This is a genomic window from Bacillus sp. LH1 (assembly GCF_057924895.1).
This window is the reverse complement of the sequence record NZ_CM175007.1, coordinates 2005181-2017967: the sequence shown is the minus strand read 5'-3', so window position 1 is coordinate 2017967 and position 12787 is coordinate 2005181. Positions and strand designations below refer to the sequence as shown.

General features: G+C 34.2%; 15 protein-coding genes. 4 read left to right on the top strand and 11 right to left on the bottom strand.

Annotation, left to right across the window (positions count from 1 at the left end; all coding sequences use genetic code 11):
- The first annotated feature begins 8 nt into the window (after window positions 1–8).
- The 3 genes from ACX9TM_RS10615 to ACX9TM_RS10605 all read left to right on the top strand — a co-directional run bounded on the left by ACX9TM_RS10615 (window position 9) and on the right by ACX9TM_RS10605 (window position 2878).
- Window positions 9–878: a hypothetical protein gene (locus ACX9TM_RS10615; protein ID WP_000055268.1), complete on the top strand. Its 870-nt coding sequence runs from the start codon at window positions 9–11 to the stop codon at window positions 876–878.
- Window positions 879–1086: 208 nt separating this feature from the next.
- Complete coding sequence (locus ACX9TM_RS10610; RefSeq protein WP_000353738.1) at window positions 1087–2394, top strand: hemolysin family protein; 1308 nt, start codon at window positions 1087–1089, stop codon at window positions 2392–2394.
- 1 nt (window position 2395) lies between these two features.
- Window positions 2396–2878 carry a DUF456 domain-containing protein gene (locus tag ACX9TM_RS10605; protein WP_000217339.1) on the top strand — a complete coding sequence of 161 codons (483 nt, stop codon included), beginning with the start codon at window positions 2396–2398 and terminating at the stop codon, window positions 2876–2878.
- Window positions 2879–2902: 24 nt separating this feature from the next.
- On the opposite strand, the gene ACX9TM_RS10600 is transcribed toward ACX9TM_RS10605, so the two are convergent.
- The 4 genes from ACX9TM_RS10600 to cls all read right to left on the bottom strand — a co-directional run bounded on the left by ACX9TM_RS10600 (window position 2903) and on the right by cls (window position 5707).
- The gene (locus ACX9TM_RS10600; protein ID WP_065382091.1) at window positions 2903–3526 is read right to left on the bottom strand and encodes an NAD(P)-dependent oxidoreductase; all 624 of its coding nucleotides are present in this window, start codon (window positions 3524–3526) and stop codon (window positions 2903–2905) included.
- Window positions 3527–3627: 101 nt separating this feature from the next.
- Window positions 3628–3807 (bottom strand): hypothetical protein, encoded by a 180-nt coding sequence (locus ACX9TM_RS10595; protein ID WP_001045960.1) that lies wholly within the window; start codon window positions 3805–3807, stop codon window positions 3628–3630.
- 225 nt (window positions 3808–4032) lie between these two features.
- Window positions 4033–4491, bottom strand: coding sequence for a spore coat protein (locus ACX9TM_RS10590; RefSeq protein WP_000340527.1), 459 nt, complete (start codon window positions 4489–4491; stop codon window positions 4033–4035).
- A 31-nt stretch (window positions 4492–4522) separates the two neighbouring features.
- Window positions 4523–5707: a cardiolipin synthase gene (gene cls, locus ACX9TM_RS10585; RefSeq protein WP_002023919.1), complete on the bottom strand. Its 1185-nt coding sequence runs from the start codon at window positions 5705–5707 to the stop codon at window positions 4523–4525.
- A 160-nt stretch (window positions 5708–5867) separates the two neighbouring features.
- Between cls and ACX9TM_RS10580 the strand changes: the two genes are divergently transcribed.
- On the top strand, window positions 5868–5954 hold the full coding sequence (locus ACX9TM_RS10580; protein WP_000505094.1) for a YjcZ family sporulation protein: 87 nt from the start codon (window positions 5868–5870) through the stop codon (window positions 5952–5954).
- 126 nt (window positions 5955–6080) lie between these two features.
- Here the strand turns inward: ACX9TM_RS10580 and ACX9TM_RS10575 are convergent, their stop codons facing one another.
- The 7 genes from ACX9TM_RS10575 to ACX9TM_RS10545 form a co-directional block, all read right to left on the bottom strand.
- Entirely contained in the window at window positions 6081–6587 is a 507-nt protein-coding gene (locus ACX9TM_RS10575; protein ID WP_000141164.1) for an acyl-CoA thioesterase, read from the bottom strand.
- A gap of 119 nt (window positions 6588–6706) precedes the next feature.
- Entirely contained in the window at window positions 6707–7576 is an 870-nt protein-coding gene (locus ACX9TM_RS10570) for a TIGR03943 family putative permease subunit (RefSeq protein ID WP_000488043.1), read from the bottom strand.
- Between the two features lie 3 nt (window positions 7577–7579).
- A complete protein-coding gene (locus tag ACX9TM_RS10565; RefSeq protein WP_065382092.1) occupies window positions 7580–8476 on the bottom strand; it encodes a permease in 897 nt (298 codons plus the stop codon).
- 198 nt (window positions 8477–8674) lie between these two features.
- A complete protein-coding gene (locus ACX9TM_RS10560; protein ID WP_000932389.1) occupies window positions 8675–9616 on the bottom strand; it encodes a magnesium transporter CorA family protein in 942 nt (313 codons plus the stop codon).
- 332 nt (window positions 9617–9948) lie between these two features.
- Entirely contained in the window at window positions 9949–11328 is a 1380-nt protein-coding gene (locus tag ACX9TM_RS10555) for a putative polysaccharide biosynthesis protein (protein ID WP_000678845.1), read from the bottom strand.
- Between the two features lie 97 nt (window positions 11329–11425).
- Complete coding sequence (uptA, locus tag ACX9TM_RS10550; protein WP_000880691.1) at window positions 11426–12028, bottom strand: undecaprenyl phosphate transporter UptA; 603 nt, start codon at window positions 12026–12028, stop codon at window positions 11426–11428.
- 104 nt (window positions 12029–12132) lie between these two features.
- The gene (locus ACX9TM_RS10545; protein WP_000153584.1) at window positions 12133–12750 is read right to left on the bottom strand and encodes an NUDIX hydrolase N-terminal domain-containing protein; all 618 of its coding nucleotides are present in this window, start codon (window positions 12748–12750) and stop codon (window positions 12133–12135) included.
- Between the last annotated feature and the right edge of the window lie 37 nt (window positions 12751–12787).

Genomic DNA, 12787 nt, shown 5'->3' with positions numbered 1-12787 from the left:
GTGGTTATATGTCCTTATTACGCTCACATATATGTAAATTTATAATTGGTGTTATTGTTATTTTTGCCATAAGTCCTATTCCAGCTCTTTTTATTACACACAATTACTCTTATCAAAATGGATTTATTAGCATTTTTCAAAACTTCGCACAGCTTTCTTCTATATCAATTCCAAAGGTTGATTGGATGCATGAATCTATCTTTTTCTCAGCAAACCAAATGATACATACTTCTAATCATTCAACACCATTATTCCCTTACATATGGGAAATATATTTTATATCGATTGTTCGTTTTACTTTTACCCTTGCGATCGGATTTTTCATAAGTTTGGGTATCGGCCATTTATTTTTCAAAGTACCTAACTCGTTTAAAAAGTTTACTACTGTATTGAAATGGATACCTTACTCTTTTTGCACTGTAGTATTACAATGTTCAGTCTTATTACTACTTCTATACATCGCACAATTTATAAACCTTCCTTACTACTCATCATTTATCATCGTATGTAGTACTTCCATGATTATCGTTATGCAAGCAGTAAAAAAATGGATTCCTTTCTTAAAAAACACAAATGAATATGAAATAAAACATGATTCTTTTCTTGTGGATACATTGTTTTTGGCGCTTACTTCGAATCATAAATCAATTTTAGGTTCCATTATTCTTTCATTCGTTTTTATGGAATGCGTTTTTCATGCAAATGGACTGTTACAATTTATCGTTCAATTTGGCGGAAATTCACCTATAATTGTTACAATTGGCTTATTACTACTCTATATCCCATATAGCATACTTTCTTTCCTTCAAACACTATGGACCACAAACTACTCCAAGCAACAGTCATACACTTTAACGAGAAGTGTTCCAAAACCTTAATTTAAAATAACCCTCTATAATCTAAAAGTAGGGGGTTATTCCTTTTGTATAGCGGACAAAATAACAGCAAATTCAAAAACTATTACAGAAACATACCAATATTTACCCTTTTCCTTTGACTATTCTTTTCATTTGGATTTATTATAAAAGTATAACATAATTGCAGGAGGTGACATCTTTATTCCAGACCTTGGAATGGAGAACACGCTTGGACATATTAAATATTTTTCTCATCTTTGTACTTATTCTTATTTCTGGCTTTTTCGTTGCATCAGAATTCGCTGTTGTAAAAGTACGAAAAAGTCGAATTGACCAACTTGCAAATGAAGGTAATAAACAAGCTTTAGCTGCAAGAAGCGTCCTATCTAATTTAGATGTTTATTTATCAGCTTGTCAGCTCGGAATTACAATCACTTCTTTAGGGCTTGGTTGGCTTGGTGAACCGACTGTGGAACATATACTACGACCGCTCTTTGAAAAAATTAATATTACTGGAACAATGGCTAACACTTTATCTTTTGTTATTGCTTTTAGTGTTATTACATTTTTCCACGTTGTATTAGGTGAATTAGTTCCAAAGTCTTTCGCAATTCAAAAAGCAGAAGCAATCACACTCAAATTTGCAAGACCGCTTATTTTATTTGATAAAATTATGTATCCATTCATTTGGCTACTCAATAGTACAGCTATATTTTTCACAAAACTACTCGGATTAGAACCTGCGAAGGAAAGTGAACTTGCTCATTCTGAAGAGGAATTGCGACTCATTTTAGGTGAAAGTTTTAAAAGCGGTGAAATAAACCAAACCGAATATAAATATGTAAATAACATTTTTGAATTTGATGATCGAGTTGCGAAAGAAATTATGGTTCCTCGTACCGAAATGATTTGCTTGTCTACTGAAAATACGTTAGAAGAAAATATGGATATCGTCGCTACTGAAAAATATACACGCTATCCAATCATTGAAAAAGATAAAGATGATATCATTGGGATGATCAATACGAAAGAAGTATTCCATGATCAAACGAAAGGTATTTATAAACCACTTGAATCTTATATACATCCTGTTCTAACTGTATTTGAAACAGTTCCAATTCGTAAAACGTTAGTCCACCTTCAAAAAAATCGCGTTCAGATGGCAATCGTTATGGATGAATATGGTGGTACTGCCGGACTTTTAACGATGGAAGATATTCTTGAAGAAATCATTGGAGAAATTCAAGATGAATTCGATGCTGATGAATCACCTATGATTGAAAAGCGTACACCTAAGCTTACTGTTTTAGACGGAAAGGTGCTTATTTCTGAAGTAAATGATATGTTTGGCCTACATATTGATGATAGTGATTTAGATACAATCGGAGGATGGCTTCTCTCTCAAGCAGTTGACTTAAATATTGAAGCTGGCTATTCCATTGAATATGCTGGTTTTCAATTTAAAGTATTAGAACTTGATGGACATCAAGTCAAAAAAGTTGCTGTACATAAACTAGATATTAAAAAGGAGCTATAAAGTGACTGTTTTATTAACAATTTGTATCATTGCCTGTTTCGTTGTTTCATTTCTCGCCTTTATTTATCCAATTATCCCTGGCATACTAGCTGTCTGGGCTGGATATTTGATTTACCATTTCGGTATAAATGGAGGCGAATTAACAACTTCTTTTTGGATTATTCAAGTCATTTTCACTCTTTTCATTTTCGTTGCTGATTTTATTGCAAATGGATATTTCTTAAAAAAATACGGTAGTTCTAAATGGGGTGAACGTGTCGGAATGATTTCTATCATTGTCGGCTCGTTCTTCTTCCCACCATTCGGACTTATTATCATACCGTTCTTATCAGTATTTATAACAGAACTAGTACATAAAAAATCGCCAAAAGATGCTTTTCTAGTTGGAGTCGCTACTGTAGTTGGTTTTTTAAGCAGTACAGTAGCGAAAGCAATTCTCCAAATCATTATGATTATCATCTTCTTGTGTTATATCATCTTTTAACCATCCCGACTTCGGGATGGTTTTTTAATATGCAATACCTACTCGACTATTTTCATATATATTTTTCTTACATAGATCCCATGCAAAGTGTGCTGTATCACCCACTGTAATTTTTGATCCACCCTCTGGCAATATATCTTTTTCAGTTCGATATACCTCTGTCGCCTCACCATCTATTAAATGTGTCGGACAAACAACTGTCCAACATAAATTATTACTATTACTTAGTACCTTATATGCAGCCAAATGATCTTCCGCTGCCGTTGTCGTTTTCCTTTTTGATTCCGTTGATTGAAAACGATATAAATTTAGATCTGTTCTTGCTTTTAAAATACCAGCTGTTCCTATTGTTATGATCCTGCGAATCCCATCTTCTTCCATTTTCTTTATAATTTGTGACATACTCTTCGCTAATGTTCCATTTTGATCCGTTCCAAGTGCACTAATTACTATATCACTTCCTTCTATCGCTTTCTTTATATCATTTTCGTTCAATACATTCCCTTCTATCACTCTTAACCTTTCATGTTGTATTTCTATTCTATTTAAATCACGCGCTAATGCAGTCACTTCAGCTGAATCCTTTAATGCTAAATTAATTATGTTTGAACCTACTCGTCCTGTTGCTCCCAATATACATACTTTCATTTGTTTTCCCCCTCTTTCATTCTCTTTCTATTTTTCAATAATCTCAGTCAATTTACAACAAAAAAACTTCCTCATATATAAGAGGAAGCTTTATTATTACTTTATTTCTTTTCTTTAGAATCAGTAGACTTCTCGGTTCCGCTTGTTTCTTTATCCTTTTTGTCCTCTTGTTGTGTTGTTGTGTCGTCTTCTTTCTTCTTGTCCTCACCTTTACTACAACCTACCATTAATAAAGAACTTGCAAGTGCCATAGCAGTTAATGATTTAACCCATTTGTTCATTTGCGTTTCCTCCTTGTGATAGAATATGTACAACCTCATATTACTCTCTATTTTTAAAGGAGAGATTGAAAAACAGTAAATATACGGTAAATTTTTGTAAATTTTCCGATAACAAAACCGAATTTTAATTTATATATTTCATTTCCAATCGATACACAATAAAACTAGTTTTTTCTCTCAATGGACGTAAAAAAACTAAGGCGCATACCATTTCGCCTTAGTTTCTCATGCAAACTTTTCATTTTCATACAGATGTGTAATCTTATATTCCTTCTTCATAACATATTGCCACACACTATAAGCGTAACGGTTCATTTTCAGGAAACAATTTTCCAAAAATGAGCGAAACTCTGGGTTAGCAACTTCCACTGCAACTTGAGCAAACTTTAAAGCTAATCGTTTCAAATGCGCAATATAACTGGTTGCAATATGAATATCCCCTGTATATTTACTAACTGTTTCCTTTCCCATTTCATGCAAATCAAACTCCATTGTTTCACAGGTTATATGCTGCACATTCTCTCCTTCTTGAAAATTTACTTGTTCATTATATGCTTGTAACATATATGGTAAATGGTGCTGTAATAGATTTTTTAATTCTTCGTCTCTGACCTTTCCAGCATACTCTCCAACCTTGTATATTAGCATATAACTATATTTCATTAATTCTTTCATACAGTCCATTAAAGCGCCTCCCTTCTCTTTTGTCCATATACTATAAATATGATGCTAAAACATTCGCTATTCTCGCTAAAAACCAATCCCATCTACTAATTTTCTCAAAATCTTCTTCAGAAAATCGTTTTGATTTATGAAAGTCTACCTGTAATCGACTCCATACTTCATCAACAACTGTTTTATCATATATGATACAGTTAGACTCACAATTTAAATAAAAACTTCTATTATCAAAATTCGCTGTCCCAATATCAACAATTTCTCCATCAATAATTGTTACTTTCCCATGAAAAAATCCATTTCGATATTGATAAATCTCCGCTCCAGCATGTAACATATCTTTCAAATATGGATAGGCAGCTTGTTTTAACAATATGGCATCACTTTTAAATGGCACGAGAATTTTCACATTAACACCACGATTTAATGCAGCTTTTAACTCTTTCACCATTTCTTTACTTGGTACAAAATATGGTGTAGCGATAATTAAAGACTTTTTAGCCTTTTTTAAAAGTGCCCCATACTTTTCCCATAAGCCTTTTCCATTTGAAAATAAATATTGATATTTCACATTCCCTAATGTAGGTATACTTTCATGTATAGGCATTTTTTCTCCTGTATCTTCTTTCCAATCTTCGGCGAACTTTCTTTCCATATCCGCTGCACCCTCACCATGGATGCGCACGTGATAATCACGCCATGGCCCAAACTTTGGATTTTGTCCAAGGTACTCCTTTCCGATATTAAAACCACCGACGTATGATACCTTTCCATCTATCGTAACAATACGTCTATGATTCCGTTGATGCAAAGAATAGAACACATTTTTCAGTTTCGGTTTTTTACTAAATGTAAACTTCACACCGTTTTCCTTTAATCGGCTAATTACCTTTTTCTTCAGCTTATATCCACCTATCCGATCGACTGACAATTTCACTTCTACTCCGCTAGATGCTTTTTTCTCTAATAACTGTAAAAACTCTTGGCTTATTTCATCTTTTCCTACAATATAAAAATGGATATATATATACTTTTCTGCATCGTTTATATCCTCAAATAATTTTCTATATAACTCTTCACCGTTCGTATATAATTGAAATTCACCTAATCGAACTTGTCCTAATTCATATTCACTAGCCATTTCCTTCCCCATTTCCACATCGATGTTCATCCAAATGAATACACCTATTAAACAAAGGATTATAGCGAAAAAGTGCTTCATGGATAAATTCCTTTCTCCACTTACTGTTATTTCTATATCTTCCCTTTTTTATTACATTATCATTCAAGAAAATATGTCATTGCATGATATATGTCCATATCAAACAATAGCTCATTTGCATATTGTATGTTGTATCTTAAAATAAAAGGAGGAAATAACAATGGGCTTCGCACATGGTAATGGATTTGCGCTATTAGTCGTATTATTTATCCTCTTAATCATCGTCGGTGCTGCTTGCTTCTGCTAAGTAGCTACTGTCATATGATATGTGGATGAAAAAACTATAAAAGCGGACACCTATTTTTAGGTGTCCGCTTTTCATTTTAAAACCATTTCCGACTGCTATAGTAACTTAAATGGCTAAATATTCATCTCAAAAGGTTAACAATGTGGCTACTTTCTTACTCTCTGCCTTACGTATATGACGCTGTTCTGCACGTAACACAGCAATACGATGTAATTCTTTCTCTTCTTCTGTTTCAGGGATAACACGCGGTACTGGAACTGGATTATTTTCCTTACTAAGTGCAACAAAAGTAACGAATGACGTTGCCGCTATACGCTTCTCACCTGAAATTAAATCTTCAGCTACTACCTTCACAAACACTTCCATCGAAGTTCTTCCCGTCCAAATTACGAAAGATTCATAACTAACACAATCTGAAGAACGAACAGGATGTAAGAAATCGACCCAGTCCATAGATGCTGTGACACATTCCTTTCTCGAATGTCTGGATGCTGAAATAGAAGCAACCATATCCATCTCCGCTAATATCTTCCCACCAAATAGCGTGTTATGATCATTTAAATCTGTTGGGAATACTCGGCTCGTTTTGAACACCCTTGACTCATTGGCTGTTTTCCCCTTTACTTCTGTCATTGTTATCACCCCTTTAATGATTTATCCCTAATATTTCAATAATCACTATACTAAATGAACTACACGTTTAATATTAACAACATTCAGAACTTTTAGTCCACAAAAAAGAACCGATTTTATCAATCGGCTCCTCTAAATACATATTGTTCTTTCGGCTGTTCAACTTTATTCCATTTTGTTACTTCTAATACAGGAATATTCGCATGAAACGGCTGATAAAACTCAGTAGTTATCTCTCCTTCTACTTGAATCCAGTCATCATTATTCCACTCTACGCCTTCTGGCTTTTTCACTAACATACCATACACACCAGAATCTGCTACGCAATGTATAATACCGAAACGGAATAAGAAGTATTGTTCTTTTTTAGAAGAATCATCCCTAAAAACAAACCCTTTAAAAGATAATTTTTTCCCAGTAAACTCGCCAGGATAATTATAAATTGTTTCCATACCCTTTAGGAAGTCTTCATCTTTCAAATTAATATTGTCTTTCGTAACAAACTCTTTCTTCCCTTTTTCCATTACACCACGGTATCCTTCTTTCCCGTAATAAATGCTCGTATCAGGTCTTAGAAATTGTCTTGTCATAAATGGATCCTTACTTTCTGCTTGTGCAACAGGAAAGTGAAATCCTTTCGCTTTAACAATATCCGAATCTAACGTCGCAATTGGGAAAAATAACCCTGAGATAATTGGAAAACAAAACAAGGAGTACGAAAATGCTTTTTTCCACCATGTATTCTCATCTTTTGAATGATCATGCCCGCAATGGCTATGGTCACAACTGCAATCATTTTTCTCTTTTTCCTTTTGGTGCTCTTTTTGGAAAACGACGATAATTTGTATAATCGTTAAGAAACCTAAAATAATTGCTGCTGTTGTTGATAAATAGGCATACTTCATATTGATATACTTCGTAATGTTACCGGAAATATGAAGCTGCGCAATTAATATTGTAAAACCTAATAATATATATGCTCGAAACATAACCTACCACCCCATCGCATAAATGAGTAGTGAGCTTGCATAAACAACAAGAGTAACTGTAACTATAACAACAATTACAAATTTAGTTTTAAATGTCGCAAGCATCATAAACATATTTTTAATATCCACCATCGGTCCGTAAACGAGGAACGCGACAAGTGAAGCTGTTGAAAACGTACTTTGGAACGAAGAAGCGATAAATGCATCTGCCTCTGAACAAAGTGATAATATATAAGCAAGTCCCATCATAACAGCTGATGAAGAAAACGGACCTTGTCCAATAGCAAGAAGTGTTGAAGTTTGTACAAACGTTTGTACCGCTGCTGCAATTAACGCACCTAGTACTAAATATTTTCCCATTGAGAAGAATTCCTCAACAGCGTGTGTACATACATCCCACATTTTTTTACGCAGTGGACGCTTATTATTCACTTCTGGGAAGTGATCATCTCTTAATTGATGTTCTTTAAACACAAAGGATAATATAATTCCAACGATAATGGCTACGATAATCGCTACAATAGAACGATACCATACCATGTGCATACTACTCCCAAAGGCAACATAAGTAGCAAATAATACAACTGGATTAATAATAGGTCCAGTTAACATAAATGCAATCCCTGCGTATGGTGGAACGCCTTTTCCAATTAATCGTCTTACAATCGGAACAATTCCACATTCACAACCTGGAAACAACATACCTAAAAAAGTAGCTAATAAAACAGACAGAAATCGGTTCTTCGGCATCCATTTTGCCACCATATCTTCTGTCACGAACATTTGAATGAATCCTGAAATAAATACACCAATGAGCACGAAAGGAAGTGCTTCGATCAATATGGAGATAAAAATTGTATTCATTTGCAGGAATGCTTTCGGTAATTGAAACAATTCCATGATGTATTTCCTCCAACTTTTCATTAACAATATGTAATTTTAACCCCATTTCATTAATTGAACAAGGTTTATATGGCATACATACCCTTTATATACATTACATTGTACAAGTTATATTCTATTCAAAATTTGAGATTTCATAGCAAAAAAGCTGCTCTAGCGTAGTTATATAACTATGCTAGAGCAGCTTTCTTATCGTTAAAAGTAACGTTTCTTCCAAAAAACAAAAGCTAACGTGAAAGATAGTGTTACACATATGATGAGTACAATTACAAAACCGTGGGCTTCCCCTTCAAACGGAACCTTTACGTTCATTCCAAAGAAACTAGAAACCATCGTCGGTAAAGATAAAATGATCGTAATTGACGTTAACAGTTTCATAACACTATTTAAATTATTTGATATAACGGAGCTAAAAGTATTCATCATTCCACTTAAAATGTGACTATATATTTCCGCCATTTCAATAGCCTGTTTATTTTCAATTAATACATCTTCTAATAAATCTTGATCGTCTTCATACATTTTTAAAAATGTACTATTACGCATTAACTTTTGAATTACAATTTTATTAGCCTTTAATGACGTTGTAAAGTATACTAAACTTTTCTCAAGGCCTAACAATGTGAAAATCTCTTTATTTTTCATTGACTGATTTAATTGATGCTCTAAATCAATTGTTTTTCGATTTATTTGCTTTAAGTATCTTAAATAATAAGTAGAAATCGTATATAAGAGCTGAAGTGCAAAGCGCGTCTTCTTAAACGTATAAAATTCTTTAATACGTTGATTAATAAAACGTTCAAAAATTGGATTCTCTTCTAAGCAGATTGTAACAAAACAATCCGGCATCACAATCATACCTATTGGAATCGTGTCATAAATCGAATTTCCTTCTTCATCATGTCTAACTGTCGGAATATCCACGATAATTAAAGTATTATTGTCTTCCTTTTCAATACGAGAGCGTTCTTCATCATCCAAAGGGTCTTTAATGAAATCTAAGTCTACATTTAAAGTTTGTACTAGATATTGAATTTCTTCTTCTGTTGGATGAAGTACATTAATCCAGCACCCCTTTTGCATTTCCTCAATCTCTTGTAGTTTTCCGTTTCGGTCTGTTAAATATATATTTAACATACTATCACCCCGATTCTTTTTACATGTAGGAATCTACCTCTCTTAAATCACAGTTTTTAAACCGCCATTCTCAGCATATGAAACATACGTTTAAATTTCAATAGAAAAATTATTTTGAAAACGTTTTTATAAGAAAAATATTATAAAGTGAAACTTTAATCAGTGGAGGGCTTCATCCTCACTAATTATTAGCCCTTACAAATCGGGCTTTTACGAGTTATCCGCCCCCAACCAAACTTCTTTTCTTTCGCTGAATTGTGCGGTGAGGGTCTCACTGCCCGTTAAAGCGGGATAAACATAGAAAAAGACAGAGTGCTCTCTGCCTTAAAAGCTTATGTTGCCTTTATAACATATTTAGAAAGCATCCACAAGTTAAACCCGACTGAAATCGTATAGCCCGCGTATGTTGAAATGATAAAACTTACATAATCGAAATACGGAAGCAATACAATATTTAAAACTATCTTCACAATAATTCCAATCACTAGTCCTAGCACCGTCTTCTGCTGTTGATTGATTCCTTGTAGCATAGCAGCCGTTACTGTAAAAAGAGAAAATAGTATGCAAGCAGGAGCATAATACTGTAAAATGATTCTCCCCATCTCTGGATCATTTCCAGCACCGAATAAAAGAGTATATACAGGTTTGGCTAACACCATCATTCCAATTGCCGCCGGTACCGTAATTGCTACTACTAATACATTTGTTCTCGTAAAATGTTTGTACAATAGCTTCGTATTTCCTGCTGTATAAGCTTTCGTCATCTCTGGTACGAGAGACATACTAAAAGCTGTCGCAACGGATACCGGGATAAGTACAACCATTTGAACAAGACCAATTATCGCATTAATTTTTTCCGCTTCTCCTTGCATATACCCTATTTGTATAAGTAGTTTATTAATTGTAAATGTATCAATCGTCTGATACAACGGAATTGCTAAGCCCACCACAACAAAAGGAATAGAATATGTAAAGAGCTCCTTATACAATGAGAAAAAAGATTTCGTTGTTTGTGGTATACTTTCCATCTCTTTTTTCTTTAAGTGCCTTCTCCTTCTTATATAATACGCACTTAAAACAGTTAATCCACCTACAGCTCCCATAAATGCACCGAACGTTGAAATACCAACCGCTAGCGAAACAGAAGCTTTTAAAACATATAAAACGACAAAGCTTCCTATTAAAATGGTTAAAACCCGAAAAAATTGCTCTACAACTACACTTAATGCAGAAGGCCCCATCGATTGGAATCCTTGAAAGAAGCCCCTTAATAAACTCATTACTGGCACAAGTATTAACGCAAAACTTACAATTCGAATATTAGTAGTAACCGCTCCTACACTATTCCCCGTTTGATCATTCCCATCGATGACAAGTTTAGCTAAATGCGGAGCTAGCATATATAACGTAAAACACGAAATGACTCCCATTATAAACATAAACACGATTCCACTTTTCAACACTCTCTTAACCGTATGATAATCATTCAGTTGATCATATTTTGATACCATCTTTGAAACAGCTAGCGGTAATCCCATTGTTGCTATACTGAGCATGATGGTATAAGGACGATATGCATATGTGTATAGAACGTAACCACTCGTACCGACCATCGCTGTAAATGGTATAACATATATAAACCCTAACATTTTTGATATCATCGTTGCCATCGTTAAAAATATCGTTCCACGTATAAACGGTGACCCTTTCATCACATTCCTCCGCTACGCTTTATTATTACACATTATGGACAACTCCTTTTCTTTAGAACCGAAACAAACAAAAAAAGCCAATGAAAAATCATTGACTTTAACGCGCTGCTTTTTTCTTTTTGAAATATTTCAAACCAAAGTATAGAGCAATAAAAAGAACAGCTCCTATAATTATGTAATGTGTGTAATCAGATGCATACTCTTTAATTTGTCGCCAATTCCCACCAAGTTTTTCACCTAAGTATATAAATAGAATTGACCATGGAATGATCGCTACAACCGTATAAAGTGTAAATAGTTTTAATGGCATCTTAGCTAGTCCTGCTGGAATAGAGATCGCATGACGTACTACTGGGATAAAGCGCGCAGAAAATATTACGCCTGCTCCATAACGCTTAAACCAACCTTCCGCTATGTCTAAATGATGTTTATTAATAAGTAGATATTTCCCATATTTCTCTACAACCGGACGCCCTCCGTAGTATCCAAGCCAGTATAAAAAGATTTGCGCTAAAGTACCACCAATCGTTCCGGCGATAACTGCACCCACAAAACTAATTTTACCATTCGCTACTAAAAAGCCAGCATACGAAAGTACAATTTCACTCGGGATTACTTCAATCATTAAAGCAAGAGCTACTCCAAAGTAACCTAAGCTTGCAAAAAATTGCAATAACTGATCTATTATGTTTGCTAACATGTTCTTTTTTATCTCCTTTTTTCTTCACATACCCTCCCATTATTACATAAAGGCTGCAATCTGCCAATATCTTCATTTTAACAATATGTACAATTCAAGCAGGATTAATCTATTAATTTCTCTTTCTGCGGGTCTTTCATGTAGGCAAACATCTCTTTAATTTGGTCTTCTGTATTTCTAGCAATTGATAAATTAGGCAATTCATTTTCACCAAAAAACTCCACCTCTTCTGTTTCAATACTAGTTTTCTTTTCTCCACCAATAATCTCGCATCCAATGAAAATCTTATATACATGCGTCGCCGATGGAGATGGTTGATGTTTTTCTTTATCAAATATAGCTAGTAACTTAAAATGATCTACCTCATAACCAGTCTCTTCGAAAACTTCTTTTGCTGCAACTTCGGTTGGCGTGTAACCGACATCAGCCCATCCACCTGGCAATGCCCATTTCCCATCGCTTTTTTCTTTCACAAATAATAACTTTTCATTTTGAAAAACAACCGCTCTTATATCAACTTTAGGTGTTTGATAGCCTGTCTCACTTGCAAATAATTTCTCTACGACTTCCCAATCTGTTTTCGTGTAATGTGACATCATTGAAATAGAAATATCTCGTAATTGCTGGAAACGCTCAATATCATACACATCCTTAGAATACGTTAAACCCGCTTGAGCTATAGATTGTATTTGTTTTACCCAATCAATCCATTTAATCGTCATATATCCGCATCCCCATTCTCTATCAAATATATTACTT

Coding starts and splice junctions, on each gene's coding strand:
- ACX9TM_RS10615 (WP_000055268.1), top strand. CDS start 9: ATGTCCTTATTACGCTCACATATATGTAAATTTATAATTGGTGTTATT.
- ACX9TM_RS10600 (WP_065382091.1), bottom strand. CDS start 3,526: ATGAAAGTATGTATATTGGGAGCAACAGGACGAGTAGGTTCAAACATA.
- ACX9TM_RS10595 (WP_001045960.1), bottom strand. CDS start 3,807: ATGAACAAATGGGTTAAATCATTAACTGCTATGGCACTTGCAAGTTCT.
- ACX9TM_RS10590 (WP_000340527.1), bottom strand. CDS start 4,491: ATGGACTGTATGAAAGAATTAATGAAATATAGTTATATGCTAATATAC.
- cls (WP_002023919.1), bottom strand. CDS start 5,707: ATGAAGCACTTTTTCGCTATAATCCTTTGTTTAATAGGTGTATTCATT.
- ACX9TM_RS10580 (WP_000505094.1), top strand. CDS start 5,868: ATGGGCTTCGCACATGGTAATGGATTTGCGCTATTAGTCGTATTATTT.
- ACX9TM_RS10575 (WP_000141164.1), bottom strand. CDS start 6,587: ATGACAGAAGTAAAGGGGAAAACAGCCAATGAGTCAAGGGTGTTCAAA.
- ACX9TM_RS10570 (WP_000488043.1), bottom strand. CDS start 7,576: ATGTTTCGAGCATATATATTATTAGGTTTTACAATATTAATTGCGCAG.
- ACX9TM_RS10565 (WP_065382092.1), bottom strand. CDS start 8,476: ATGGAATTGTTTCAATTACCGAAAGCATTCCTGCAAATGAATACAATT.
- ACX9TM_RS10560 (WP_000932389.1), bottom strand. CDS start 9,616: ATGTTAAATATATATTTAACAGACCGAAACGGAAAACTACAAGAGATT.
- ACX9TM_RS10555 (WP_000678845.1), bottom strand. CDS start 11,328: ATGAAAGGGTCACCGTTTATACGTGGAACGATATTTTTAACGATGGCA.
- uptA (WP_000880691.1), bottom strand. CDS start 12,028: ATGTTAGCAAACATAATAGATCAGTTATTGCAATTTTTTGCAAGCTTA.
- ACX9TM_RS10545 (WP_000153584.1), bottom strand. CDS start 12,750: ATGACGATTAAATGGATTGATTGGGTAAAACAAATACAATCTATAGCT.